At 41.7% G+C, this 25,896-nt stretch carries 24 protein-coding genes; 10 read left to right on the forward strand and 14 right to left on the reverse strand.

Annotated features, from left to right (window positions below; genetic code table 11):
* Nucleotides 1–172 precede the first annotated feature (172 nt).
* From QWZ17_RS09815 to lon, 3 genes are all read right to left on the reverse strand, one after another.
* Complete coding sequence (locus tag QWZ17_RS09815; RefSeq protein ID WP_290305017.1) at nucleotides 173–1,126, reverse strand: lipid A deacylase LpxR family protein; 954 nt, start codon at nucleotides 1,124–1,126, stop codon at nucleotides 173–175.
* 342 nt (nucleotides 1,127–1,468) lie between these two features.
* A complete protein-coding gene (locus tag QWZ17_RS09820) occupies nucleotides 1,469–2,074 on the reverse strand; it encodes a hypothetical protein (protein ID WP_290305018.1) in 606 nt (201 codons plus the stop codon).
* 171 nt (nucleotides 2,075–2,245) lie between these two features.
* Complete coding sequence (gene lon, locus QWZ17_RS09825) at nucleotides 2,246–4,714, reverse strand: endopeptidase La (RefSeq protein WP_290305019.1); 2,469 nt, start codon at nucleotides 4,712–4,714, stop codon at nucleotides 2,246–2,248.
* A gap of 364 nt (nucleotides 4,715–5,078) precedes the next feature.
* Between lon and QWZ17_RS09830 the strand changes: the two genes are divergently transcribed.
* Entirely contained in the window at nucleotides 5,079–5,720 is a 642-nt protein-coding gene (locus QWZ17_RS09830; protein WP_290305020.1) for a tetratricopeptide repeat protein, read from the forward strand.
* Between the two features lie 372 nt (nucleotides 5,721–6,092).
* Here QWZ17_RS09830 and QWZ17_RS09835 read toward each other — a convergent pair whose 3' ends face one another.
* Nucleotides 6,093–6,653 (reverse strand): hypothetical protein, encoded by a 561-nt coding sequence (locus QWZ17_RS09835; RefSeq protein WP_290305021.1) that lies wholly within the window; start codon nucleotides 6,651–6,653, stop codon nucleotides 6,093–6,095.
* Nucleotides 6,640–8,163: a 2,3-bisphosphoglycerate-independent phosphoglycerate mutase gene (gene gpmI / locus QWZ17_RS09840; RefSeq protein WP_290305022.1), complete on the reverse strand. Its 1,524-nt coding sequence runs from the start codon at nucleotides 8,161–8,163 to the stop codon at nucleotides 6,640–6,642. The genes QWZ17_RS09835 and gpmI overlap by 14 nt, the downstream gene beginning before the upstream one ends.
* 189 nt (nucleotides 8,164–8,352) lie before the next feature.
* On the opposite strand from gpmI, the gene QWZ17_RS09845 reads away from it, so the two are divergent.
* The 5 genes from QWZ17_RS09845 to QWZ17_RS09865 all read left to right on the forward strand — a co-directional run bounded on the left by QWZ17_RS09845 (nucleotide 8,353) and on the right by QWZ17_RS09865 (nucleotide 12,187).
* Entirely contained in the window at nucleotides 8,353–8,751 is a 399-nt protein-coding gene (locus QWZ17_RS09845; RefSeq protein ID WP_290305023.1) for a DUF4783 domain-containing protein, read from the forward strand.
* Between the two features lie 178 nt (nucleotides 8,752–8,929).
* Entirely contained in the window at nucleotides 8,930–9,775 is an 846-nt protein-coding gene (nadC, locus tag QWZ17_RS09850; protein WP_290305024.1) for a carboxylating nicotinate-nucleotide diphosphorylase, read from the forward strand.
* Between the two features lie 129 nt (nucleotides 9,776–9,904).
* Nucleotides 9,905–10,552: a glycerol-3-phosphate 1-O-acyltransferase PlsY gene (gene plsY / locus QWZ17_RS09855; RefSeq protein WP_290305026.1), complete on the forward strand. Its 648-nt coding sequence runs from the start codon at nucleotides 9,905–9,907 to the stop codon at nucleotides 10,550–10,552.
* Nucleotides 10,553–10,557: 5 nt separating this feature from the next.
* Entirely contained in the window at nucleotides 10,558–11,361 is an 804-nt protein-coding gene (locus QWZ17_RS09860) for a M48 family metallopeptidase (protein WP_290305027.1), read from the forward strand.
* A 91-nt stretch (nucleotides 11,362–11,452) separates the two neighbouring features.
* Nucleotides 11,453–12,187, forward strand: a complete 735-nt coding sequence (locus QWZ17_RS09865) for a YqjF family protein (RefSeq protein WP_290305028.1) — start codon at nucleotides 11,453–11,455, stop codon at nucleotides 12,185–12,187.
* A gap of 94 nt (nucleotides 12,188–12,281) precedes the next feature.
* On the opposite strand, the gene QWZ17_RS09870 is transcribed toward QWZ17_RS09865, so the two are convergent.
* The 6 genes from QWZ17_RS09870 to QWZ17_RS09895 form a co-directional block, all read right to left on the reverse strand.
* Nucleotides 12,282–13,544: an anthranilate synthase component I family protein gene (locus QWZ17_RS09870; protein ID WP_290305030.1), complete on the reverse strand. Its 1,263-nt coding sequence runs from the start codon at nucleotides 13,542–13,544 to the stop codon at nucleotides 12,282–12,284.
* Between the two features lie 93 nt (nucleotides 13,545–13,637).
* The gene (locus tag QWZ17_RS09875) at nucleotides 13,638–14,915 is read right to left on the reverse strand and encodes an adenylosuccinate synthase (protein ID WP_290305031.1); all 1,278 of its coding nucleotides are present in this window, start codon (nucleotides 14,913–14,915) and stop codon (nucleotides 13,638–13,640) included.
* Nucleotides 14,915–15,544, reverse strand: a complete 630-nt coding sequence (locus tag QWZ17_RS09880) for a nucleotidyl transferase AbiEii/AbiGii toxin family protein (protein ID WP_290305032.1) — start codon at nucleotides 15,542–15,544, stop codon at nucleotides 14,915–14,917. Before QWZ17_RS09880 ends, QWZ17_RS09875 begins: the two co-directional genes overlap by 1 nt.
* Nucleotides 15,499–15,792, reverse strand: a complete 294-nt coding sequence (locus tag QWZ17_RS09885; RefSeq protein ID WP_290305033.1) for a DUF6922 domain-containing protein — start codon at nucleotides 15,790–15,792, stop codon at nucleotides 15,499–15,501. Before QWZ17_RS09885 ends, QWZ17_RS09880 begins: the two co-directional genes overlap by 46 nt.
* Nucleotides 15,793–15,798: 6 nt before the next feature.
* Nucleotides 15,799–16,266: a Fur family transcriptional regulator gene (locus QWZ17_RS09890; RefSeq protein ID WP_290305034.1), complete on the reverse strand. Its 468-nt coding sequence runs from the start codon at nucleotides 16,264–16,266 to the stop codon at nucleotides 15,799–15,801.
* A gap of 238 nt (nucleotides 16,267–16,504) precedes the next feature.
* A complete protein-coding gene (locus QWZ17_RS09895) occupies nucleotides 16,505–18,727 on the reverse strand; it encodes a RelA/SpoT family protein (protein WP_290305035.1) in 2,223 nt (740 codons plus the stop codon).
* Between the two features lie 108 nt (nucleotides 18,728–18,835).
* Here QWZ17_RS09895 and QWZ17_RS09900 point away from each other — a divergent pair, with 108 nt between their 5' ends.
* Genes QWZ17_RS09900 through bshB1 form a run of 3 tightly spaced genes read left to right on the forward strand, consistent with a single transcriptional unit; the run spans nucleotide 18,836 to nucleotide 20,692 of the window.
* Nucleotides 18,836–19,450, forward strand: a complete 615-nt coding sequence (locus QWZ17_RS09900; RefSeq protein ID WP_290305036.1) for a DUF4294 domain-containing protein — start codon at nucleotides 18,836–18,838, stop codon at nucleotides 19,448–19,450.
* Nucleotides 19,451–19,452: 2 nt separating this feature from the next.
* The gene (locus QWZ17_RS09905) at nucleotides 19,453–19,956 is read left to right on the forward strand and encodes a glutathione peroxidase (RefSeq protein WP_290305037.1); all 504 of its coding nucleotides are present in this window, start codon (nucleotides 19,453–19,455) and stop codon (nucleotides 19,954–19,956) included.
* Nucleotides 19,957–19,969: 13 nt separating this feature from the next.
* The gene (gene bshB1, locus QWZ17_RS09910) at nucleotides 19,970–20,692 is read left to right on the forward strand and encodes a bacillithiol biosynthesis deacetylase BshB1 (protein WP_290305038.1); all 723 of its coding nucleotides are present in this window, start codon (nucleotides 19,970–19,972) and stop codon (nucleotides 20,690–20,692) included.
* 79 nt (nucleotides 20,693–20,771) lie between these two features.
* Here the strand turns inward: bshB1 and QWZ17_RS09915 are convergent, their stop codons facing one another.
* Together QWZ17_RS09915 and lat are read right to left on the reverse strand one after the other, a co-directional pair.
* Complete coding sequence (locus tag QWZ17_RS09915; RefSeq protein WP_290305039.1) at nucleotides 20,772–21,209, reverse strand: hypothetical protein; 438 nt, start codon at nucleotides 21,207–21,209, stop codon at nucleotides 20,772–20,774.
* A 202-nt stretch (nucleotides 21,210–21,411) separates the two neighbouring features.
* A complete protein-coding gene (gene lat / locus QWZ17_RS09920) occupies nucleotides 21,412–22,743 on the reverse strand; it encodes an L-lysine 6-transaminase (RefSeq protein WP_290305040.1) in 1,332 nt (443 codons plus the stop codon).
* 465 nt (nucleotides 22,744–23,208) lie between these two features.
* Between lat and QWZ17_RS09925 the strand changes: the two genes are divergently transcribed.
* A complete protein-coding gene (locus tag QWZ17_RS09925; RefSeq protein ID WP_290305041.1) occupies nucleotides 23,209–24,885 on the forward strand; it encodes a hypothetical protein in 1,677 nt (558 codons plus the stop codon).
* A gap of 60 nt (nucleotides 24,886–24,945) precedes the next feature.
* On the opposite strand, the gene QWZ17_RS09930 is transcribed toward QWZ17_RS09925, so the two are convergent.
* Complete coding sequence (locus tag QWZ17_RS09930) at nucleotides 24,946–25,833, reverse strand: 1-aminocyclopropane-1-carboxylate deaminase/D-cysteine desulfhydrase (protein ID WP_290305042.1); 888 nt, start codon at nucleotides 25,831–25,833, stop codon at nucleotides 24,946–24,948.
* Nucleotides 25,834–25,896: the final 63 nt, after the last annotated feature.

The raw sequence follows: 25,896 nt of genomic DNA on the forward strand, positions 1-25,896 counted from the left end.
TGCTGCTTCTTTGATACTATTTCTCGCCTGATCATGATTTAAATGATTTACTAATTTAGTAAACCTATTTCAGGACGAGACATGCATATCTGCACATCTGAAATTTGCACATCCGATCCCTCATCTGCATATCTGCACATTTGAAATTTGCACATCTAAAAAATCTGCACATCTATTTAAACCTATACACTCCTGTAATCGCCGCCCATTGGTGTTTGTGAACCATGGTTTCTACTTCGCGGGTGTGGAAAATGGCGGCTACATCAAACGTAAACCTGCTGGTGGTAAAGGCGACGCCAAATTGCTGGCTAAATATGAATGGTTTTTTGGTGCCCAAAATTTCCAGGCTGTTTGGGTCGTGGGTGTGGAAAAGGCCGCCTTGTATGGTGGCATCGTATAGCACGCCGTTTGCCTGCGGTTTGTAGTAAAAGAAAATTTCGTGTTTGTGTAGTAAGCCGGTTTGCTCGGCAACTGATGCCGTACTTTGGGTACTTACCGAGTTAAATAGCTGGTTAAAATTACCAATACGAATAAGCGGACCAGCACCCGCGCCGTTAAAACCGGTCCCCAGATTTGCGTAACTGGCCAAACTTAAATCAATCCATGATGCGCGGGCCAGTAGTTTGTTGTATTCGCCCGATAGGTTAAGCTCTACATCATTCTGCACCTGGTATTGCCAGCCGTTTAGGGTGTAAAAACCGAAGGTATTGTGAATTAGCTTTTGTACAGGTTCGCCGCCGGCTGCCGGGCCCACAATGCCTATCTGGGCACCCAGTTTCAACGTGCTTTCGTTTTTGTATAAGAAATTAAGTGTCGATCCAATGTACGTGTAGGCAGCAAATGGTCTATCCACATCCGTTTGGTCGCGAACATAGCCTGATTGCGCGTTGAACATTTTTTGCCCTAACTCAAAGCCTAATATCTTATTCTGAAGCTTACTGTTGCCATCGGTTTTTAGCGCTTTACGATAGTAAAAGAAAATGCCATTGGTGTAATACCTGTCAGATCCCTGGCCCAGGTAGGAGTCATTATCCGTTTGGATGCCAAATTCATGGCTGTGTGTTTGGGCAAATAAACCAAAGCTGCCCAACAGGCATACCAGTGTAAGTAATAGCTTTTTAAACATTTAGGATATTAATATATTGGCGACTAATATAAAAATTTGAGTTGATTATACTGCGCCATACGTGTGTATAAACAGGGAAATCGCTTTTAAAATGCAAAATTGAATTTTTGGCTAAAACCACGTACACCGTTGGCTAAAGCCAAACGGCAATGAAATCAAACTCTGATTGAGGTGGCAATTCATTGCCGTCCCATTTATGGGGCGGAAAATGGCATTATAACATAGTGGCTTTAGCCAAAATCAGGTGATAGGTTTTTAAAAGCGATTTCGCTTTGTGTATAAATAAAAAGGGCTCCCGCGTTATGTGCAGGAACCCTGTATATGTGATCAGTCTTTATCTAATTATTTGAAGGTGTAGCCAACGCTTATGCCACCTGCGGCAATAATACCTTCGTCATAAAATATGGGTACAAAGCCTATGCGCAGGTTAATGCCCTTCTCTTCGGGCTGATACCTGTAGCCAATGGTGGCTGTGCCTATGAAACCGGTAATGCGGTCAAAAATAAATGTTTTGCCGTTGGGGTTACCATGCGAGTTAAGGAAGGTTGTACCACCACCAATTTCAACCATGCTGCGGCCTTTGCCATACAGGTAGTTAATTTGAATTGGAACCGAAAATACGTTGTTACCATCGGTTGCAAAATAGCCTGCACCTACGCGGTAGCCAAATCCATCGCGGCGGTTTCCAAAACGGGCATCGTAGTTAACGGTAAGCGCCAAACCGGGACCGCCTACCTCAAAAAAAGCGGTTTGCGCACGTTGGTGGCTTGGTTCTGCTACAGTAGTATCGGTTTTGGCCGAATCAATTACTGTTTTTTTTGTAGTGTCCGGGTGTACTCTTTTAACAGTGTCGCTCATGTTAGGCTCAACAATTTGTGCCGATGAACTTAAATGCGTTAAAATGAAAAGGGATAGAAAAATAGCTTTAAGAGTAAAAAATTTCTTCATTCTTTAGGTGTATTGAATTAATATACAATTCAAGGTCGTATTACGCTAAAGGTGGATAAAAGGTTTCAGTAGGGATAGCAGATTGACATAATGCAGGTTTACAAAACAGAAAATTCAGTGTTTATCACAAACAAAAATGGCGCCTGTCTGGCGCCGTTTTTGTTCACATTGTTAAGCTTTCTTCTCTTCTTCTTTAATCGTAAGGTCAAGCGGTTCGCTTACCTTTTCATTCAACAGCGCCAGTTTTATCACATCGCGCATATCGGTTACGTAATGGAAGCTAAGATCGGTAATGTAGCTTTCCTTAATCTCCAAAATATCTTTCTGGTTTGATTTGCAAAGAATGATCTCTTTAATATTGGCACGTTTGGCAGCCAGTATTTTTTCCCTGATGCCACCTACCGGCAGTACACGACCACGTAAGGTGATCTCGCCCGTCATGGCAAGGTTAGGTTTTACCTTACGCTGCGTAAATGCCGAAACCAAGGCGGTAAGCATGGTAATACCTGCCGATGGGCCATCTTTAGGGGTAGCACCTGCCGGTACGTGCACATGTACATCCCAAAGATCAAACAATTTAGGGTTGATATCAAAATAACCGGCATGGGCCCTTAAATAAGCCAGTGCAATGGTCACAGATTCCTTCATTACATCGCCAAGGCTGCCCGTAAGCGTTAAGCGGCCTTTACCGGGACTTAAACTTGCTTCAATGAACAAGATGTCGCCGCCAACAGATGTCCAGGCCAGGCCGGTTACAACGCCCGCTACGTCGTTACCCTCATAAAGGTCTTTGTCAAAAATAGGCGCGCCTAATATTTTCTCAACGTCTTTTTTGTTGACTGCCGGGTTGTACTCTTCCTCCATCGCGATGTTTTTAGCCACGCCACGTACAACCGAGCCTATCTTTTTCTCTAAAGAACGTACACCACTTTCGCGGGTATAATCAACAATGATCTTTTCTAAAATGTCGTTTTTAAGGCTTACATCTTTCAACTTTAAGCCGTGGGCTTCGCGTTGTTTAGGTACCAGGTGTTGCTTGGCAATTTCTACCTTCTCTTCAATGGTGTAGCCATTTACCTCAATAATTTCCATCCTATCCAGCAAAGCCGGTTGAATGGTGCTTAGTGAGTTTGCCGTAGCGATAAACATTACGTTCGACAGGTCGAAATCCATCTCTACATAATGGTCATAAAAAGTACCGTTTTGTTCAGGGTCAAGCACCTCTAACAAGGCCGACGATGGATCACCACGAAAATCGTTACCTACTTTATCAATCTCATCTAAAATAAATACAGGGTTAGCCGCACCTGCTTTTTTTATCGACTGGATAATACGGCCCGGCATAGCACCGATGTAAGTTTTACGGTGACCTCTGATCTCGGCCTCATCACGGATACCGCCTAAAGCCATACGCACATATTTACGGCCCAAAGCTTTGGCGATAGATTTACCCAAGGATGTTTTACCAACTCCCGGAGGGCCAACCAAACAAAGGATAGGGGCTTTCATATCGTGCTTTAATTTAAGCACGGCCAGGTATTCAATGATGCGTTGTTTTACTTTATCTAAACCAAAGTGATCTTTATCCAAAACTTTTTGGGCGCGCTTAAGGTCGAAGTTATCTTTGGTAAACTCGTTCCATGGCAAATCAAGCAACAATTCAAGGTAATTGATCTGTACCGAATAATCCGACGCGGCTGGATTGGTGCGAGCCAGTTTTTCAAGCTCTTTGGCAAAATGATCTTTAACTTCTTTCGCCCATTTCTTTTTAACGGCGCGCTGACGCAGGCTGTCAATTTCCAAATCGGGAGTGTTGCCGCCTAATTCTTCCTGTATGGTTTTTAATTGCTGATTTAAAAAATAATCGCGTTGCTGTTTATCTAAATCTACCCGTACCTTGCTTTGAATCTGGTTTTTAAGTTCAAGCATTTGCAGGTCAAGCGTTAAGTGTTCCAACACAAGGGTTGTCCTTTCGCGCAGGTTGGCAATTTCCAACAGGCGTTGTTTGGCCGCCATATCAGCATTCATGTTTGATGATATAAAATTGATCAAAAATGAAGTGCTTTCAATATTGCGGATAGCGATACCGGCTTCGCTTGGTATGTTGGGCGATAACTGAATAATGCTCATGGCCATATCCTTTATAGATGATACCATGGCTTTAAACTCTTTATCCTCTTTGGTTTTAGTTTCCTTAAAAGGTTCAACCGTAGCTTTGATGTATGGCTCAGCCTGTACTTCATCTTTTAATATAAAACGCTTTTTGCCTTGCAATATCACGGTGGTGTTGCCATCGGGCATTTGCAGCATTTTTATGATAAGCGCGATAGTACCGACGCTGTTTAACTGTTCAAAATTTGGATCTTCAATATTTACATCCTGCTGGGCAACAACACCAATCATGCGGTTGCCTTTATTGGCATCGCGGATAAGTTTAATTGATTTATCGCGGCCTACAGTTATTGGGATAACCACCCCCGGAAACAATACCGTATTGCGCAATGGCAATATGGCCAGTACTTCCGGCAGTTGTTCGTTGTTCATCTCCTCCTCGTCTTCGGTAGACATCAAAGGGAAAAACTCCGAATCCTCGTTTATAACCGGTAAAGCGTTTTTAAAATCAAATGGATCGAAACTCATTATATATTTTTTGTGTAGAAAATAACGTCATGTTGTCAGCCTGTTAACTAAAACAGACTGTAAATTACAGGGATATCATGGTGAAAACCTGTGCGGTACTATGTTTCAAGAGCTGTGCCAAGTTAGCTTAATAATTGTTAACAATCAATTTAGACTGTTAACGTACTGTTTATGTGTTGGTTACAGAGTATTCTGTTTTTGTTTAAATAAAGCAGATTTTGTTGCTAAAGATGAAAAAAAGTCATAGTATCGCTTCCCGGATTTGCATGCCAGTGGTAATTTTGAAAATAAATTGAATTTTGGCATAATATTTTGAAGTAAAGTTAGTTAATGATATACAATTTTGTTCACCATTAATCCCTTGATGAGGCTTTCAGTCATTTTACCCTTCCTGCTATTGTCAACCATTGAAACCACACTGGCACAAAGCGCTTATGTAAAAATGGGGCAGCAGGCTGTTATGGATGGCGATTTCCGGTCGGCGGTAACACACCTTGAAAAAGCGTGCATTACCGATTCAACCAACGCCAACGCCTTGTGGATGCTGGGTTACTCTTATTACCACAGCGATAACTACAAAAAATCAATTGCCGCTTACACGCGCGTTATTGCCATTAAACCTGCCGATGCTACAGCTTACTATTACAGGGCCAGGGCAAAAAGCTATTTGGGCAAGGATAACCAAACTAAAGATGCCGATAGGGAACTATACCTTTTAGGGGCCATAGTAGACCTTACCAAAGCCATATCAATCAATAATGATCCAAGCGATAGTAAATACTACCAAAACAGGGGGATAGCTTACCGCGACTACGGTTTGTTTAAACTGCAAACAAATTCTAAGTTTTTTGATAAAAGCCGTGGTATCAACTCTTTAAAGGCCTCCATTGCCGATCTGGAAAAAATCCTGAACACTAATCCCGGCCGCAATGATATAGCTGTGCTGATAGATCAGGCTAAAGATAAACTGGGACAGGCAAGCTCTACTGCCATGGTGAAGCACTAAGATTTGCTGAGAAATACGACATGCTGAGTTGTAGAGTCCGCGAACTCTGAAAGTGGAATTAATATAAAACAATCTTCTCCACACTGTCATCCTGAGGAATAAAATCCGGGCCTCTGAAAGTGGAAATGACGTAAAACCATCTTCTCCTCCCTGTCATCCTGAGGAACGAAGGATCTTCTTCGCCCTGTAAATTGCCTACTTTTCTAATTAAGAAGATCTTTCACTGCGTTCAGGATGACAACATTTTTATGACACGTTATAAGTAGCTTGTCGAAGCACGCAGGCGGAAAGCCTCTGCGCACGTCCTTCTACAGGCTCAGGATGACCGGCCGGCTAAAAAAAACTTATCATGGGTAGGAACGTTGTAAATCCTTATTTCTTCAAAACCCCCTTTACCACATACAAATTCTTGCCCATCAATTTAACATGCTGTGATTTTGCAATCTGGTAGGCCGAATCGGGGAAATAACTTAGTTTTTCAACGGTTTCGTAAAGCAGATTTTTGGTATGGTTAAATATCACCAGCCATTTTACTTTACCGTTATCTTTCCTGATCATTATTTTGGTAGTGCGCAAGTCGGGAGTCTTCGCGGTATAAATAATCAGCGAATCAGTATTCAAAACATTGTAACTGTTTTTCCAGGCCGGACGATTAATGTCCGACTGGATAAAAAGATTCAGCTCCTGGCCCCAGTTAGGTATGTGTACCGTTTTGTTTTCACTTATACCGTTATGGGTTACGGTTTTGTTAACCGCAGGGTTGAGTTTCTGCAGCTTTGAAGTATCGGCCTTAAAATAACCGGCTATATCAAAATATTTTAAAGTGCCGTTAGGCTGTGTTTTATCTGGCCTGCATGATTGCAAGCCCAATAAAAGCACAAAGCCGCCCGTAAGGGCGGCTATATAAGTTAGTTTTAGTTTACACCAATACATTACCGGTCATTTCCACAGGGATTTCAACACCCAGTATTTTTAAAATGGTTGGGGCAACATCGCCCAGTTTGCCATCTTTTACATGTGTAACATCTTTATCAATAACAATACATGGTACCAGGTTGGTGGTGTGCGCCGTATTAGGGCTGCCATCTTCATTGATCATGTAATCGGCGTTGCCGTGATCGGCCAGGATGATAAAGCTATAGCCATTTGCTAAACCGGCTTCAACAACGGCCTGGGCACAGCTATCGGCAGTTTCGGCAGCTTTAACAACCGCGCTAAAAACACCCGTGTGGCCAACCATATCGGTATTGGCAAAGTTTAAGCAAACAAAATCGGGCCAGCCGCTCTCCAACTCCGGGATGATGGCATCGCGGATACCAGCTGCGTTCATTTCTGGCTGTAAATCATAAGTAGCTACTTTTGGCGATGGTGCTAAAAGGCGTTTTTCGCCTTCAAACTCGCGCTCGCGGCCACCAGAGAAGAAGAAGGTTACGTGTGGATATTTTTCAGTTTCGGCAATCCTGATCTGGGTTTTACCGGCATTCTGTAAAATTTCGCCAAGGGTTTTGGTCAGGTCTTCTTTGTTGAAAACCACCTGTACATTTTTAAACGTTTCATCATATGGGGTCATGGTGATGTAACGGATGTTAAGCGGGTGCAGGTTATATTCAGGGAATGATTTTTGGGTTAAAGCTATGCTGATTTCGCGGCCACGATCGGTACGGAAGTTAAAGCAAATTACCACATCGCCGTCTTTAATCACTGCAACAGGCTTGCCGTTGCTATCAACGTTAACAATAGGTTTAATAAACTCATCGGTAACACCATCTTCATATGATTTTTTGATCAGGTCGGTAATGTGTTGTGTGGCTTCGCCTTCGCCGTTAACCATCAGGTCGTAAGCTAATTTAACACGCTCCCAACGGTTATCACGGTCCATGGCATAGTAACGACCGATAGCCGTGGCAATTTTTGCAGATGTACCGGCAATATGCTCTTCCAGTTCGGTAACAAAACCTAAGCCCGATTTAGGGTCGGTATCGCGGCCATCTAAAAAGGCATGGATAAATACATTGTTTAAATCAAACTGTTTAGCGGCATCGCATAAACCTTTTACGTGCCTGATGTGGGAGTGAACCCCGCCATCAGATACCAGGCCAATGAAATGCACATCTTTATTGTTTTGTTTGGCATATTCAAAGGCATCTTTCAATACCGGGATGGTTGGCAATTCGTTATCATCAACCGCCTTATGGATACGGCCAAGCTCCTGGTAAACAACACGGCCGGCACCTAAATTCATGTGCCCAACTTCGGAGTTGCCCATCTGGCCGGCAGGTAAGCCTACCGCTGTGCCCGATGCTTCCAGCTTTGAGTTTGGATAATTTTGCAGTATCGAGTCAACAAAAGGGGTGTTGGCTGCAAGTATAGCGTTTGACTGATCGTTGCGGCCATAACCCCAGCCGTCAAGGATGATTAATGCGAGTTTTTTTTTATTTTCCACATTGCAAATATAAAGGCAACACCGTACTTATGCTTATAATTTTTGAATTTAAGCATATGCGCGCATCTTGCTGATTATTAATACAATAATTGAGCGCCTAAGCAGTTATATAGCTACATCACCTTATAACAACCGGTTTGTAGTTTTTTAACGATGTAACATTAAGTTATTTTATCACGTATTCATTATATGAAACTCCTTTACCTGTCATCGTTTATATTTTTATTGCTTGTTAGCACCAAAGCATCGGCCGATGCTATTGATAACGTGGCCAACCTCATAAAACAGGGCAACGCCAAAGAAATAGCTAAACTATTTGCTCCCAATGTTGATATCACCTTAATGGAGGATGAAAACACTTATCCCAGAGAAAAAGCAGCCACCATACTCGAAGACTTTTTCGCCAAAAATAAACCTCAAAGCATCAAATTACTCCATAAAGTAAACTCCAGCAGCAGTATTACCCTTGGCGTATATATTTTAACCACTACGGATAAAAAGGAATACCGAATAGCCTTCACCCTAAAAAACATTAACGGCAGCATGAGCATTGTTGAGTTTAGGATAGAGGATGAGAAAGTGAAGTAGGTTTTAGTATCAAGTATTTAGTATCAAGTAGCAAGATTTTTTCTTTGCCTATTTCTGCTTTGTCTTTTTATCCTTGTTCCTTTATCTTTTTGTCCTTGCTCCAATATCCTTGCTCCTTTGTCTTTTTGTCCTTTGTCCAAATAACCTTACTTTTGAGGCATACTAAAAAGTAATTCGTTTGGATAAGGAACTGATTGACCCGTTTATAATAAATGCTTTAAAGGAAGATGTTGGCGATGGCGACCATACTTCGTTATCAACTATTCCGGCAGATACTGTAGGTAAAGCAAAGCTTTTGGTAAAAGATGATGGCATTTTAGCCGGTGTTGAACTTGCTTTAGAAATATTTCATATTGTTGACCCTGCCCTTAAGGTAAATGTTTTTATACAGGATGGTGCAGCGGTAAAATACGGGGATGTAGCCTTTGAAGTAGAAGGCAGCGCCCAAAGCATTTTGGTGGCCGAGCGTTTGGTACTGAATTGTATGCAGCGCATGTCTGGAATTGCTACAAAAACCCACCATATAGTTGATCTGTTAAAAGGCACCAACACAAAAGTTTTAGATACCCGTAAAACCACACCCGGTTTACGTTACCTCGAAAAATGGGCTGTAAAAATAGGCGGCGGTGTTAATCATCGCTTTGGACTGTATGATATGATCCTGATTAAGGATAATCATGTTGATTACGCCGGCGGCATAAGGCAGGCCATTGAAAACGCCAACCAATACCTGGCAGATAAGAACAAAAAACTGGCTATTGAAATAGAAGTACGTAACCTTGACGAATTAGAACAGGTTTTGCAAACCGGCAACATTAACCGTATCTTGTTAGATAATTTTAACTATGTCGAACTTAAGCAGGCGGTTAACATCATCAATGGCAGGTTTATAACCGAAGCATCTGGCGGTATAACAATAGATAATATCCGTGAATATGCCGACTGTGGGGTTGATTATATTTCTGTAGGGGCGTTAACCCACTCTGTAAAAAGTCTCGATCTGAGTTTAAAGGCCATAAAGTAAAAACATTGTTTGTTAAAAACAATTGGTTCAAATTTTAGCTTTTAAAGTTTTTAAAATCATTGTTGTGGTTTTAGATTTTAGCATGATAAAAACTTTAGTCCGGTTTCAATTTTGTAATATTGCAGGGCAATGATAAACGTTTATTCTGTTTCAGCGCTTATTTTAGCCTATCTATGCGGATCTATCCCTACAGCGGTTTGGATAGGGCAGGCATTTTATGGTGTTGATGTACGCGAATACGGCAGCGGTAACGCGGGCGCAACCAATACCTTCAGGGTATTAGGCAAACAAGCCGGTATCCCCGTAATGTTCCTCGATATTTTAAAAGGGTGGACAGCCACCAACCTCGCTTTTTTTATCGGTGTATCTACCACCGGTCCATACAATTCATCATCGTACATGAACTACGCGCTGGCCCTGGGTGTGGCGGCGGTTATGGGGCACCTGTTCCCAATATTTGCCGGTTTTAGGGGCGGTAAAGGTGTTGCTACATTGTTTGGAATGATTTTAGCTATTCACCTGCATGCCGCATTATTATGCGTGGTGGTATTTGTGGTAGTGTTATTGCTTACCAAGTATGTTTCGCTTAGCTCAATAGCGGCGGCGTTTACATATCCAATAGGAGTGTCGTTTGTTTTTCCCACCTCCATTAGGTCGGTGGTAATTTATGGGATGTGTATTTGCATGCTGATACTGGTAACGCACCAAAAAAATATCGAACGCTTACTAAAAGGCACCGAATCGAAAGTTAATTTTTTGAAGAAAAAAACTGCCTGATCATTATGAAAATTTTCAAACCTGCATTATTGATAATAGCTACAGCTATTACCCTGTTCTCGTGTTCAACAGTGCCACTTACCGGCCGTAGACAACTAAGCCTGGTAGGCGATGCCGAAGTAAACCAGTCGGCGGCTGCCAGCTACTCCCAATTATTATCCGATCCTAAAACAAAGGTTATCAATAACGGTACCGATGCCCAGCGTGTAAAACGTATTGGCAGTAACCTTGCCGCCGCCATTGAAAGTTATTTAAAGGCAAACGGTTATGGCGATCAATACAGCTTTAACTGGGAATTTAACCTCATTCAAAGCAGCGAAGTTAACGCCTGGTGCATGCCTGGTGGTAAAGTAGCGGTTTATAGTGGTTTATTGCCCGTTGCTAATACCGATGCTTACCTGGCTGTAGTAATGGGACATGAAATTGGCCACGCCATTGCAAGGCACTCTGCCGAGCGGATTTCGCAAGAGATGCTGGTACAAGGTGGTGGCGCTTTGGTAGGTGCTGCAACTGCCGATAAATCTCAGGCTACCCAATCTGCTATAGGTACATTGTATGGCGTAGGTACGCAGTTAAAATTACTAAGCTATTCACGCGCCCAGGAATCTGAAGCAGACCGTTTAGGTTTAACTTTTATGGCCATGGCCGGTTACGATCCGCACAATGCAATAGCCTTTTGGCAGCGTATGGCAGCCCAAAACAAAGGCGGCGCGCAGCCCGAATTTTTAAGCACACACCCTGCCGATGCAACCCGTATAGCCAATATTCAAAACCTCATACCAGAGGCGATGAAGTATTATAAAAAATAAGCCGGTGAGTGGTGAATAGTGAACGGTGAGTGGTTGCTCTTCATCTTATATTTTTTACCACTCACTATTCACAACTCTCCATTCACCCAAAATGCCCAAACGTCAATTTTTAAAAGCGCAATGGAATAACCTGGTGATGCTTAATTACGAGGTTGACCCGGTGATACTGGATCAATACCTTCCGCCCGGTACCGAGCTCGATTTGTGGAAAGGTAAAGCCTTGGTGAGTATGGTTGGCTTTTTATTTAGGGATACCAGCGTAATGGGCATTAAATGGCCATTGCACGTAAACTTTGAGGAAGTTAACCTGCGTTTTTATGTAAAGCATTTTAATGGCACCGAGTGGAAACGCGGTGCCGTTTTTGTAAGTGAGATTGTGCCTAAAGCCATGATCACGCTTATTGCCAATAATTTATACAAAGAGCATTACCACACCATGCCCATGCGGCACTCCATCACCCCGATGGAAAATACCCATACCCGTTTTTTGTACGAATGGAAATTTAATAACCAATGGAACAGACTTGGCGCAACGGCCAGTGATGAATTAAAAGATATTGAGCCGGGTAGCCCGGAGGAGTTTATTTTTGAGCATTACTGGGGTTATAATAAGCTAACTCCTACGGCCACAATGGAGTATCAGGTTGAACATGTCTCGTGGCAAACCGGCAAAGTTAGAGACTATATTTTTGACGCCGATGTAGCCGGTCTTTATGGCAAAGCTTTTGTGCCGTTTTTGAGCAAATCGCCGGTTTCGGCATTCTTCGCGGTAGGATCGGAGATAAAGGTTAGAATGGGGTATAGGATAGTGGTTGGAGGGAAATAAGAGAAAAATATCACGTTGAGGCTATAGGATTGGGGTAAAGATGTCAAAAGCGACGAAAGACTTACGAAGTTTTTAAAACTTCGTAAGTCTGGGATTACCCACCCAACACTTCCAAAATAGCTTTAGCTTTTAACAAACATTCTTCGTATTCCTTTTCCGCTTCTGCATGATAAGTAATAGCGCTGCCAACATGGAATGATAAGTATTCGTTATCAGCGTTATATAACAACGACCTGATCACCACATTAAAATCAAAATCATCATCGGCGCTAAAATAGCCTGCCGCGCCGGAGTATACCCCACGTTTGCTGCGCTCATATTGCTCCATCAGTTGCATAGCGCTCACTTTGGGGGCACCGGTCATGCTGCCCATGGGGAAACTATTTTTAATGGCCTGTACGGGCGATATGCTTTGCTGTAGCTCGCATGTAATGGTCGAGATCATTTGGTGCAGATGGCGGAAGGTGTAAATGCCAAATAAATCCTCGGTTGCTACGGTTCCCTGTTTGGCCGATTTGGTAAGATCATTACGCACCAGATCCACAATCATCACGTTTTCCTGTAACTCTTTGGGATGATTGCGCAATTGTTGTTTTACCAGTTCGTCGGCCTCATTATTCAAATCTCTTTTGGCCGTACCCTTAATAGGTTGGGAAATGAGTTTGTGGCCTCTTTTTGCCAAAAAACGCTCTGGCGATGCCCCAAGGATATAATTATCCTTCCATTTAAAAAAAGTGGAGAATGGGTTGGGCGAAATGGTATTAAGTTCCAGGAATACGGCTAACGGGTTAATCTGTATTTCTTCCGCATAAAATTCCTGGCAAAAATTGGTTACGTAAATGTCGCCCCGGTTAATGTGTTCCCGAATGTTTTCTACAGCCTCGATGTATTCTTTTTTAGTAAATCGCGCTTTTAAGGTTACTGCATTTGACAAAGGGTACGAAGCCAATTCCTGTTGATCAATCTGACTCAATAGTTCATCTGCATCATTACTTATAATCTCTGCATCGTTGCCTTTGATGACAATAAGATGCAATGGCGCAAAAAAGTATAGGTCTGGAAATTGCAGGTGATCTGCATTATTGGACGATAGTTTTTCGGCTTCATTTTTCAGATCGTATCCAAAGAAGCCGGTGACCCATCCGGAGTTGTTTTTGCGGAAGGCTTCCAGCTCATCGAAGGCCTTGCCGGTGTAAGCGGTTATTTCTTCCTTAACGCCAAAGGCAATCAGCATATCGAATTTGCTGTAAGGATCATTGAAATTGTTGGAGTCGAGGTAACAAACCGCGTCAAATGACGATGCCCATTGCAGGGCCTTATTCTTAAAAACCGGCAGATCATTCACCTGTACTATCACCGTGCAAAAATAACCAAGTAAATGAAAAAAGGCCGGTTGCCCGGCCTTTTAAAAAAGATTTATGTGGATGCCTGTTACTCTAAGGCAACACTATTAATGTAATACCAGGGTTTGTTTCCTGTCTGGTCCTACAGAAAGATATTTTACCGGTACGCCTAACTCGGCTTCCAGGTAATCAATGTATGATTGTAGTTTTTGAGGGATTTCGTTTAACTCGGTAATGCCAGTTAAATCCTCATTCCAGCCATCAATTTCTTTCAGGATCGGCTCCGGGCTTACCGAACAGATATCATACGGCATGTAATCAATCTTTTCGCCTAAATAGTTGTAGTGGGTACAAGCGTAAATTTTATCAAAGCCGCTCAATACATCTGCCTTGGTCATTACCAATTGGGTAACACCGTTAAGCATGATAGCGTATTTTAAAGCCGGCAGATCAATCCAGCCGGTACGACGAGGTCTGCCTGTGGTAGCGCCAAATTCGTGGCCTATACGGCGTAATTCTTCGCCTGTTTCGTCTTCAAGTTCGGTGGGGAAGGGGCCACCACCAACACGGGTGCAATAAGCTTTAAAAATGCCAATTACGTCACCAATTTGTTGCGGAGCTATACCTAAACCAGTACAAGCGCCAGCCGCGGTAGTGTTTGATGAAGTAACAAAAGGGTATGAACCAAAGTCAATATCCAGCATAGCTCCCTGCGCGCCTTCGGCTAAAACTTTTTTACCTTTTTTAATATAATCGTTAACTAAATGCTCTGAGTCAACCAGCGGGAATTGCTTAAGAAACTCAATGGCCTCAAAAAACAAAGTTTCGCGCTCAGAAAAATCCGCTACTTCGCCGTACATGGCGGTAAGCATGGCTGTATGTTTATCAACTAATTTTTGGTAGCGCTCTTTAAAATCTGGTAAAGTGATATCACCAATACGCAAACCGTTACGGCCGGTTTTATCCATATAGGTTGGACCGATACCTTTTAATGTCGATCCGATTTTACCATCACCCATTTTCTTTTCAGAAGCGGCATCCAACAATTGGTGGGTGGGTAATATCAGGTGTGCTTTTTTAGCAATTTGCAGGTTCTTTTTAGCTAACAGGTCATGACCGGCATCTTTCAGCTTATCTATTTCCTTTTTAAGGGTGATAGGGTCAATTACAACACCATTACCGATAAGGTTCATCGTGTTTTCAAAAAATATACCTGAAGGAATGGTATTCAGTACGAATTTTTTACCATCGAACTCCAAAGTGTGCCCGGCATTAGGGCCGCCCTGGAAACGTGCAATCAGGTCGTAACCAGCGCTTAACACGTCAACAATTTTTCCTTTACCTTCATCGCCCCATTGGAGGCCTAATAATACGTCAACAGCCATTAATTTATCGTTTGTATATATCTATTAAATTTTAGTATGATCTCTTTTTTAATTGTGTCCCACTTTAATTTTCTAAAACTATATGGATCTGAATCCATGTCAGCTTCAATAAAGTAAGGGATGGATTTAATTATCATCATTGTTGAATTGCTTGGATATCGCGTTTGATAAAATGAAAACATTTGATCAAAGGAAAAATGTTCAAGTAATTCATGTAAATCCCAAAAGTCTTTTTTTGCTCCCCGCCCCGCTATTGCGTTTAATTTCAATGCGATAATTTCTTCCAACGATGCGAACCTAATACCTTCTATTGTATTACTAGCAAAAGTGAACTTTTCAAACGTATGTACAAAATCTACTTTTACGTTGTTTATATAAGTGAAAAATAAGCGTGTCCCTTTTTTTTCCTTGGCAGAAAATTGAGGAAAAGTGTCAGACAATTTGTAGGTGAGTAAATCGCTATCGAAAGGTTCGTCGGTAAATAAATCCAGATCAATAGAATTGCGATGTCCTAAAAGTAAAGATAATGCTGTACCGCCAACCAGCCTGAATTGCTCCAGTTCTGGCAGTGACATTAATTCTGTCAGTAAACCCAAAGTTGCGGGTTCAACTGTTTCTTGATATAACATTTAAAGTCCTTAGGTTCAAGATCGAAGATAGCGCAGCAAAAATAAATTTCTTTATCACCAATCCACTTAGCATTTACAATTTCTTTTTTAATTTTATCATCGCCGTAAAATTTTTTGAGTGTAATAAAGTCCTCAAATGATCCCCGGTCAACAACCTTTTCTATTACAAAACGCGCATTTTTTTCATAGTCGATACTATTCATATCAACGTCCCAAAACGCCTGCTTGCTTAAAATAGGTTTATCCATGGCGAATTATATCTTCCTATCGCAATTACCTTCACGCAGCTTAGTGCAATTACCGTAAAGGTTTAAAGAGTGGTGTTTAATGTCAAATTTTAAAATATCGCCCATCATACTTTGGATCTGCTGAATGCGGGGGTCGCAAAACTCAACTACTTTGCCGCAGTCGATGCAAATGATGTGGTCATGCTGTTTGTAGCCGTATGATTTTTCAAATTGGGCCATATTTTTACCAAACTGGTGCTTGGTAACCAAATCGCACGATACCAGTAACTCCAGCGTATTGTAAACAGTAGCCCTGCTTACACGGTATTTTTTATTTTTCATGTGGATGTACAACGACTCCACATCAAAATGATCTGTACGGGAATAAATTTCTTCGAGTATAGCAAAACGTTCTGGCGTTTTGCGCAGGTTTTTATTTTCAAGGTAAGCCTCAAAAATCTTTTTAACCAATGCTATAGTATCCTGTTGGGGCATAATAGTCTGTTAAGCAGGCAAAGTTATTAATTATTTAGTTAAGATAGAGTCAAGAGTCAAGAATCAAGAATTAAGACGTTTTATGTTCCAGTATTTGAATTTTATTTAGAAAATTTAAATACACCCAAATAGGGAAAAGAACTCAATACTATTTTTTCTGTCTTGATTCTTGACTCTTAATTCTTGACTCTTTTTAATTTCCTGTCTTGATTCTTGACTCTAATTTCTTGACTCTTCCTTAAGAAGCTTTCTCAATTACCGAGTCAAACCTATTCACCCCGGTTACGCCTTTAATTAGTTTTATTTTTTTAATCAGGTTTTCCAGGTGCTCGGTATCGTTTACGTAAATCATCAGTGAACCTTCAAAAATGCCGTTATCGCTGTCAACAGTGATGGAGCGAATGTTTACTCTGAAGTCGTTTGATATTACTGTAGTTAGTTTGTTAATTAAACCAACTTCATCAATACCGGTAATTCTTAAACCGGTTAAAAATGCAAGCTCCTGTTGATTGGTCCACTTAGCTTTTACAATGCGGTATCCGTAATTGGCCATCAGTTTGGCAGCGTTAGGGCAGTTGGTGCGGTGTATTTTAATGCCGTCGCTTACGGTTACAAAACCAAAAACATCATCGCCGGGGATAGGGTTACAGCAGTTGGCCAGTTTGTAGTCAATTTTTTGCATATCCTCGCCAATAAGCAGCATATCGCTGTCTTTTGATTTAAGGTTGCGGATTAGGCTTTGAACCTGTTCCTGCTCTATCTTATCCTGCGGCTTGTTATCTACACTTTTTTCAGATGCCTGGTATTCCTTCAGGTCCTTCATATCTATAACACCTTTAGCGATGTTATAAAACAGATCCTGGGTTGATTGCAGCTTGAAAAAGTAACTTAGCTTATGCAGGTTTTCAGAATTGTAAGTGATTTTGAGCGATTTCATTTTACGCTCTAAAATCTCTTTACCATCCTCGGCAATTTTGCGTTTTTCTTCTTTTAAGGCCGATTTTATTTTTGCCTTAGCCTTGGCGGTAACTACAAAGTTTAACCAATCTTCCTTGGGCGTTTGTTTGCCCGATGTAATGATCTCTACCTGGTCGCCGTTTTGCAGTTTGTAGCTTAGCGGCACCAGTTTATGATTTACTTTGGCACCAATACAACTTGCACCTACGTCGGTATGGATCTCAAAAGCGAAATCGAGCGCTGTTGCATTTAACGGTAGTTGTATCAGTGCGCCTTTGGGTGTAAAAATGAAAATTTCATCGCTGAATAAATTCATTTTAAAGTCGTCAATAAAGTCGAGCGCGTTGGTATCGGGGTTTTTAAGCATATCGCGCACCTTTTGTACCCAAAGATCAAGACCGCTATCTGTTGATGATTCTTTGTATTTCCAGTGCGCTGCAAAACCTTTTTCAGCAATCTCGTTCATTCGCTTAGTGCGGATTTGCACCTCTACCCATTGTCCGCGGGGGCCCATTACCGTGGTGTGCAGTGATTCGTACCCGTTGGCTTTGGGCGATGAGATCCAGTCACGTAACCTATCAGGATTTGGCCGGTACTGGTCGGTAACTATGCTGTAGGCTTTCCAGCAATCGGCCTTTTCCTGATCGGGCGCGCTATCTAAAATAATACGGATGGCGAAAAGATCATATACCTCTTCAAAAGGGATCGACTTTTTCTTCATCTTATTCCAGATGGAATGGATAGATTTTGGTCGCCCAAATACATCAGCATGAATTTCCTGCGCCTGCAGGGCTTTATTCACCGGTTCAATAAAGTCGCGGATAAAGCGTTCCCTTTCTGCCTTTTTCTCGTTTAGTTTCTTTTTAATGAACTGGTAAGTTTCACGCTCCATGTATTTCATGGAAAGGTCTTCCAGTTCAGATTTGATGGCGTACAAGCCCAGCCTATGCGCAAGCGGGGCGTACAGGTACACAGTTTCTGACGATAGTTTAAGCTGCTTATCGCGCGGCATAAACTCCATGGTACGCATGTTGTGCAGGCGGTCGGCCAGTTTTATGAGTATCACCCTAACATCATCGGCCAGGGTAAGCAGCATCTTACGGAAATTTTCGGCCTGTAATGAACTGTTTGTATCAAACACGCCCGATATTTTGGTTAAGCCATCAATAATTTTGGCCACCTTTTTACCAAACTCCATTTCAATATCATCCAGCGTCATGTTGGTATCCTCAACCACATCATGCAGCAGGGCGCACACTATGGACGTAGTGCCCAGGCCAATTTCTTCGGCGGCTATCTGGGCAACGGCAATAGGGTGGTATATATATGGCTCGCCGCTTTTACGGCGCATATCTTTATGGCTTTCAAGGGCCATATCAAAGGCTTTGCGAATCATGCGTTTATCGCCCTTTTGCAAGGTAGATTTACAGGCACGCAGCAAAGCACGGTATCGTTTTAAGATCTCATTCTTCTCGGCTTCCAGATCAATCACTATCTCTTTCATATATGATATAGACGGTATAAACTTGATAAACTTGTAATTAAAAAATATTATTACAGTTTAAAGTAAAATACCACAAAAAAATCCTTTAATTTTGTTTTAAGTAAAAATATGAAATTAATTGGTTTTCTGTTGCTGTTTTGTTGCTTAATGGGCCAGGTAAAAGCCCAAACAGATAAACCTGCTCCTATGGTTATGGGCAAAAACGATACCATAAAAGTTGCTTTAACAGAACTTGACGGTCAGTTAGTGCCTTGGGTGGTTTGCAATCCGATAAGGATAGTTGATACCCGTATTTTTGCCAGTGATGCCGATAGGGATAACTTTCGTAGGTTAAGGTATAATGTACTTAAAGTGTGGCCTTACGCGCAGTTTGCAAGCCAAAGGTACCAGAAACTGCAACGCGATTTGGCGCTTACCGGCGATAAAAAGAAACAGAAAGAATTGATTAACACCTGCGAAGGTGAAATAAAAGCATTGTTTGATAAGGAAATTAAAAATCTGACAATTAGTCAGGGCGAAGTTTTAATTAAGCTGATTGACCGGGAAACCCACACAACCAGCTATACTATGGTGAAAGAGCTTAAAGGAGGCTTTAAAGCCTTTATGTTTCAATCCGTAGCCAGCTTGTTTGGTCACAACCTTAAAGAAACTTACGATCCTGAGGAGCAGAGAGATATCGAGGCCATACTTACCCAGGCCGGATATAATTCCACTAACTACTAATAATGGATAACTCAAGTGTTCACAAGTTTAACGTTCAAAAGTTAAACGGTGATGATGTAAGCCTATCGGCCTATAAAAATAAGGTACTATTGATTGTAAACACCGCTTCGCAATGCGGTTTTACCCCACAGCTTAAAGATCTGGCCGAATTGAAGGAAACTTTTAAGGATGCCGATTTTGAAATTCTCGCTTTTCCCTCAAATGATTTTGGCGGCCAGGAACCTTTAGATGGTGCCGCTATCGCCGCCTTTTGTGAAAGTTCGGGAGCAAAAAACTTTCCCATATTTGATAAGATAAGGGTACGAGGCTCATTCGCCCACCCCCTATACCAGTTTTTAGCCAACAAAAAGGAAAATGGTAAGCTGTCGTCTGTACCCCGCTGGAATTTTCATAAATTTTTGATTGACAGAGACGGTCACGTAACCGATTTTTATTATCCTTTTACAAAGCCCACGGCGTCAAAAATCAGGAAGAAAATAGAGCGTTTATTAGCTGCCGCTCATTAACTATTAACCATACATGAAATTAGATATTTTAGTTTTGCCTGTACACCCGGATGATGCCGAGTTGGGTTGTTCTGGCGTTATTTTAAAACACGTGGCCCTTGGGCATAAAGTGGGCATAGTTGATCTTACACGTGGAGAGTTAGGTACCCGCGGATCTGCCGAGATTCGCGACCAGGAGGCTGCCGCCGCTGCAGATATTTTAGGCCTGGCGGTACGGGATAACTTAGGCCTGCCCGATGGCTTTTTTCAAAACACGCGCGAGTATCAGGTAAAGGTAATTGAAGCTATTCGCAAATATCAGCCCCGTATTGTAATTACCAATGCTTATCATGACAGGCACCCCGATCATGGGCGCGCTAATGATCTGGTAGAAGCATCGGCTTTTCTTGCAGGCTTACGTAAAATAGAAACTTTTGATAGTGCCGGTAATGCACAGGATGCCTGGCGACCAGAACTGGTATTACATTTTATACAGGATAGATATATTAAACCTGATATTTTGATAGATGTTACCGAGTATTGGGATAAAAAGATAGAAAGCATTTACGCTTACGGCTCACAGTTTTTTAACCCCGAGTGGAGTGATGAACCGCAAACCTATATATCTACGCCAGAGTTTATTAACGTAGTTGCCGCCCGTGCTGCCGAGTTTGGAAAAAGCATCGGTGTTAAATACGCGGAAGGATTTACAAGCCGGAAAATTTTAGGAGTAGATGATCTTTTTGCTTTAAAATAATATATTATTTAACTTTAAATAAATAAGCCGCCAGTTTATTCACAAATGGCGGCTTATTTTATAGTATAAGTTTAAATACTTAAGCTTTAATATACTCAAAGCGATTGTTTTCGATACTTCTTTCCCTTCTCAGTTTGTTTTCATTAGCAAGCTTTAATAGTATTCCAGATAGCTCTGATGTTTTAAAATCAGAGTCGAACTGATCTTTGCAATAGTTGGCTATCGAAGAGATAGAACGTTGAATATCAAAAAAATCGGTGCTTAATAGTTGATTTAAAATTTTAGTTGCGCCTGGTTTTTTACGACCAGGAATTCCCGCGTTTTCATCATCTAAACGCATTTTTCGGCCTTTTTTGCTGAAAATTTCAGAGCCATCGGCATCTGCTCTTTCTGATTCGATCATCACATCCAGTAGCCTGTCAATGATCCTTACCTGTACTGCTTCTGATTGAAATGAGTTAACAACTTCGGCTACTTCAACAAGTTGTTTTTTTAATTTCTCTATATGTTTGCTCATGATGAAATTAGAATTTATTCTAATTGGGATGAGACAAATCTAATCGGAATAATAACTAAAAATAAGGCGTATTTTGGTGAAAAGATAGCATATATTAACTGTTTCGGCTTTTTTGGACCAGCCTGGCCATTAAAACATATATTAAATACAAAACTACTTACCCTGTAGGATAAGTTATTATCAATAGCTTACTGCAAAGCTATTACAGGTTTTTGGATATTTTCTCTAACATTTCAAGCCCTGTATCAATATGGCTTTTTTCAATAATAAGTGCAGGCCTAAAGCGGATGCTTTTATCGCCACAGCCTAAATACATGATATTATTTTCCAAACCCTTATTAATAAACGTATCCCTTTTATTTTTATCAGGAAAATCAAAGGCGGTAAGCAGGCCCTTCCCGCGTACATTACTTATTATTGGCACCCTCGCGGCAATATCATTTAATTGATTTTGTAAATATTCGCCCATATTGGCAGCATTTTCACATAAGTTGTCTTCTTCAATAACCTCCATAATTTTTGAGGAGCGTACCATATCAACCAGGCTACCACCCCAGGTTGAGTTAATGCGCGATGAAACCCTGAAAACATTGTTCTCAATTTCATCAACACGGTTGCTGCAAAGAATGCCGCAAACCTGCATCTTTTTACCAAAGGCGATAATATCCGGCCGTGCCTTTTCGCCAAAATGTTCGTGGCACCAAAATTTTCCGGTAAGGCCAACGCCGGTTTGCACTTCGTCATAAATCAGCATCGCCTCGTACTCATCGGCCAGCAGGCGTAGTTGTTCTAAAAATTCTTTGCGTATGTGATTGTCGCCACCTTCAGATTGTACGGGTTCAATAATGATGGCGCAAACGTCGTCTTTATTGTCCTCAAATGCTTTCCTGATCTGTGCTACCGACAACTGTTCCCTTTGCAACAGGTCATCATGGTTGCTATCGCTGTAAGGAAAGTTCATGTATGGTACAGATACGCGTGGCCAATCAAACTTGGCAAACCATTTGGTTTTATTAGGCAAGGTATTGGTTAAGCTTAAAGTATAGCCCGACCGGCCATGAAAAGCATGCTCAAAGTGAATAACCTTAAATCCACGTTCTTTGGTATACCCACGGGCAAAGTTTTTTTGCACCTTCCAATCCATAGCCACTTTAAGGGCGTTTTCGATTGCTAAGGAACCTCCTGCTATAAAAAAAGCGTGCGGAAGGTAGTCTGGTATACCCACACGCGAAAACGTTTCCAGGAACTGAGCATATTGTGTGGTGTATATATCTGAGTTTGATGGGTTGGTTAAGGCCGCCAGCATCAGATTCTTTTTGAATTCTTCATCGTTCACCATTTTGGGGTGATTGTAGCCCAATGGCACAGATGCAAAGCAGGTAAAAAAATCGAGCAGGGTACGATCGTACTTGGAATCATAAATATAAACACCCTTACTTTTTTCCATGTCAAAAGTGAGATCGAAGCCATCGGCAAGTACATGCTTATTTAACGAAGCCTGTACATTTTGGGGAGAAACAAGTAGGTTGTACATATCAATTGGATTTAAACAAATTTAATAAAAAGCCTTAAAAAACAAAAATTAAGCGGTTTTTGAACCGATTGGCTAAAAAGTATGTTTAAATTGTTTAAAGTTGGTTTTTGTACCAAAGCCGATATTGGTATACCATATTTTATCACAAAACCATCCTGTTTATATCTTAAAAAGTTTTGTTTACCCTCTCTTTTAAGGTTTGTTTCGCCTCGAAACTAAAAAATGACAATGGGCAAATTAACTATAGCGACAATGATTAAGGTTTTATTAAGTATTTATTAATACCGCCTTGTGTTATTTACAACTATAAACCAATTATACCAGGAAAGCTGCCCAGGATGCCTTCCTGTAAACCTTAAACTTTTAATTACCTATGCTTACTTATGTTTTTAAACCTCCTTAGGTTAATTACAGTAACACCTGTTTTTATAAACCCAACTCAATCAATCATCAAAACCTATAATTATGAATACCAGGAAAAAATACGTCATCAATTTTCTGCTTGTATTGGGCATATTAAGTGCCTGCCAAAAAAAAAACATCGTAAATAAAGAAACCGCAACTAATGGTTTAGTAAAAAAACAAAGTATTACATCATCGCCTGCGGGTGATGTTGTGGGCAAAGTAACGGTAGGTTACCAGGGGTGGTTTGCCGCAATTGGTGATGGCTCGCCAATAAACCTATGGTGGCACTGGGCCGACCCGAACAATCAGGCACCAAATTCAACCAGCATCCGTATAAAATCATGGCCGGATGTACGCGAATATACCAGCACTTATCAAACTGCTTTTGCAAATCTTAACAACGGGCAACCGGCAAAGTTGTTCTCGTCTTATACCGATCAAACGGTAAACACCCAGTTTTTGTGGATGCAGCAAAATGGTATTGACTGCGCCGCGCTGCAACGTTTTAATCCAACGGGTGGCGAAGGCCCGGTGCGTGATGCCATAACTGCCAAAGTAAAAACAGCGGCAGAGGCAACTGGTCGTAAATTTTATATCATGTATGATGTTGGCTACTGGACAAATATGCAGTCGGAAATTAAAACCGACTGGACAAACAAAATGTCGGCTTATACTTCCTCGTCGGCCTATGCTAAACAGAACGGCAAGCCGGTAGTATGTATCTGGGGATTTGGATTTAATGACGATGGGCATCCATGGTCGGCCGCGGTTTGTTTAGATGTAATCAACTGGTTTAAAAGCCAGGGTTGTTACGTAATAGGTGGGGTACCTGCCTATTGGCGCGATACGACAGCCAGCGAGGTAAGGCCCGGTTTTTTAGCAACGTATAATGCCCTCAATATGATATCGCCATGGATGATTGGTAAAATAGGCACCATTGCCGAGGCAAATAGTTTTTACAATGATCACCAGGTTGGCGATCAGGCTTACTGTAATGCCAATGGAATTGATTACCAGCCTTGCGTTTTGCCCGGCGATTTGCAATTGCGCCAGCGGGTGCACGGCGATTTGATGTGGACACAGTTTTACAACCTGATACGAGGCGGGGCTCAAGGCCTTTATATATCCATGTTTGATGAATACAACGAGGGTAACCAGATTGCCAAAACAACCGAAAACGCTTCCTTTGTACCGGCAGGCTCAAACTTTCTATCGTTGGATGAAGATGGTACAGCCTGCTCTGCCGACTACTACCTGCGCTTAACCGGCGATGGTGGCAAAATGCTGAAAGGCCAAATTGGGCTTACAGCTACACGGCCTACCCAGCCCATTGTTAGTACCGGCGGTGGTTCGGTACCTATCGGGCAATCGGTAACCTTTAAAGGTTCAAGCAATAGTTTGTACGTAAGCAGCGAAAATGGCACACAGGCCATGAACTGCAACCGTACAACCGCGGGTGGCTGGGAGCATTTTACGGTGGTTGATGCAGGCGGTGGCAAAGTCGCTCTGCAAAGCCAGGGTAAATACGTATCGTCTGAGAATGGCACTCAGGCTATAACCTGTAACCGTACTTCTATCGGTCCGTGGGAGCAGTTTGATTGGGTTAACAACAGCAATGGCACAGTTTCTTTCAGAGGTAACAACGGCAAATACATATCGTCTGAGAATGGCACCCAGGCCATGACCTGTAATCGTACTTCTATCGGAGGTTGGGAATCTTTTTGGTTGAATCAATAATTGATAGTTTAAAGCCGCCCGGGGGCAACCTTTGGCGGCTTTTTTAACAGGTTTATGCTTCTAAAACTTATCTTTCAGCCCTAACAATCCCCAAATTCCGCCGCTATGTATCGCCAATATGTTGCTGCCTGGTTTAAAATGGCCTTTGCCAATCAAATCGTAAATGGCGTACATCATTTTGCCGGTGTAAACAGGTTCAATCACTATACCGGTGTTTGCTACAAATTGCTTAATAAATTTAATAAGTTCGTCATTCGTCTTACCATAGCCACCAAAATGGTAGTCGGTGTGCAAATCATATATTGCAGGGATCGTTAAGAATTTGTCAATCTCCTCCTTTATAAAACCACCATTTTTAAATACAGGTATGGCGTTAAAATTGATTTTAAGCCGATGATGTGTTAAGCCGTTGATAATACCGGCCGCGGTGGTTCCGGTTCCGCAGGCACAAAAGATATGCTCATAGTGCTCTGTTAGTTCATCTACCAATTCGCTGCAGCCCAAGGCTCCTTCTGTAGATGATCCTCCTTCGTCAATAAAAAAAGCTTCTGCATCGCTGTCAAAATATTGTTGAAACAGTGCTGGTTTATCGCGGTAGCTTTCCCTATCGGTAAAAATTAACTGCATGCCGTGAAGTTTGCATAAAAACAAAGTATCGTTATTAACTTCCTCACCACGTACTATACCGGTTGCTTTAAAACCGAATTTGGCGGCAGCGGCAGCTGTGGCCAGCAAGTGATTGGAGTATGCGCCCCCAAAAGTTACCAGGTGGTTTTTGTGCTGATTTTGAGCGTTTTTTAAGATATACTTTAATTTGCGCCATTTATTGCCCGATATCATGGGGTGTATCTGGTCGTCGCGTTTAATGAAAACTTTTACCTCGTGTTCATCAAATAACCGATCATTGATCTGTTGAACCGGACTAAAAATTTCAAGATCGATATTCATAAAAATAACCTGCCCTTAATGCTATTGCAATATTACGTTTAACCTACCATAAAAAACGATTAC

The organism is Mucilaginibacter flavus, from assembly GCF_030409315.1.
GTDB lineage: Bacteria > Bacteroidota > Bacteroidia > Sphingobacteriales > Sphingobacteriaceae > Mucilaginibacter > Mucilaginibacter flavus.

Coding starts and splice junctions, on each gene's coding strand:
- QWZ17_RS09880 (WP_290305032.1), bottom strand. CDS start 15,544: ATGTTATATCAAGAAACAGTTGAACCCGCAACTTTGGGTTTACTGACA.
- QWZ17_RS09815 (WP_290305017.1), bottom strand. CDS start 1,126: ATGTTTAAAAAGCTATTACTTACACTGGTATGCCTGTTGGGCAGCTTT.
- QWZ17_RS09900 (WP_290305036.1), top strand. CDS start 18,836: ATGAAATTAATTGGTTTTCTGTTGCTGTTTTGTTGCTTAATGGGCCAG.
- QWZ17_RS09845 (WP_290305023.1), top strand. CDS start 8,353: ATGAAACTCCTTTACCTGTCATCGTTTATATTTTTATTGCTTGTTAGC.
- QWZ17_RS09830 (WP_290305020.1), top strand. CDS start 5,079: ATGAGGCTTTCAGTCATTTTACCCTTCCTGCTATTGTCAACCATTGAA.
- QWZ17_RS09915 (WP_290305039.1), bottom strand. CDS start 21,209: ATGAGCAAACATATAGAGAAATTAAAAAAACAACTTGTTGAAGTAGCC.
- plsY (WP_290305026.1), top strand. CDS start 9,905: ATGATAAACGTTTATTCTGTTTCAGCGCTTATTTTAGCCTATCTATGC.
- QWZ17_RS09875 (WP_290305031.1), bottom strand. CDS start 14,915: ATGGCTGTTGACGTATTATTAGGCCTCCAATGGGGCGATGAAGGTAAA.
- QWZ17_RS09895 (WP_290305035.1), bottom strand. CDS start 18,727: ATGAAAGAGATAGTGATTGATCTGGAAGCCGAGAAGAATGAGATCTTA.
- QWZ17_RS09890 (WP_290305034.1), bottom strand. CDS start 16,266: ATGCCCCAACAGGATACTATAGCATTGGTTAAAAAGATTTTTGAGGCT.
- QWZ17_RS09865 (WP_290305028.1), top strand. CDS start 11,453: ATGCCCAAACGTCAATTTTTAAAAGCGCAATGGAATAACCTGGTGATG.
- QWZ17_RS09925 (WP_290305041.1), top strand. CDS start 23,209: ATGAATACCAGGAAAAAATACGTCATCAATTTTCTGCTTGTATTGGGC.
- QWZ17_RS09860 (WP_290305027.1), top strand. CDS start 10,558: ATGAAAATTTTCAAACCTGCATTATTGATAATAGCTACAGCTATTACC.
- QWZ17_RS09820 (WP_290305018.1), bottom strand. CDS start 2,074: ATGAAGAAATTTTTTACTCTTAAAGCTATTTTTCTATCCCTTTTCATT.
- lon (WP_290305019.1), bottom strand. CDS start 4,714: ATGAGTTTCGATCCATTTGATTTTAAAAACGCTTTACCGGTTATAAAC.
- QWZ17_RS09835 (WP_290305021.1), bottom strand. CDS start 6,653: ATGTATTGGTGTAAACTAAAACTAACTTATATAGCCGCCCTTACGGGC.
- QWZ17_RS09885 (WP_290305033.1), bottom strand. CDS start 15,792: ATGGATAAACCTATTTTAAGCAAGCAGGCGTTTTGGGACGTTGATATG.
- lat (WP_290305040.1), bottom strand. CDS start 22,743: ATGTACAACCTACTTGTTTCTCCCCAAAATGTACAGGCTTCGTTAAAT.
- QWZ17_RS09905 (WP_290305037.1), top strand. CDS start 19,453: ATGGATAACTCAAGTGTTCACAAGTTTAACGTTCAAAAGTTAAACGGT.
- QWZ17_RS09930 (WP_290305042.1), bottom strand. CDS start 25,833: ATGAATATCGATCTTGAAATTTTTAGTCCGGTTCAACAGATCAATGAT.
- bshB1 (WP_290305038.1), top strand. CDS start 19,970: ATGAAATTAGATATTTTAGTTTTGCCTGTACACCCGGATGATGCCGAG.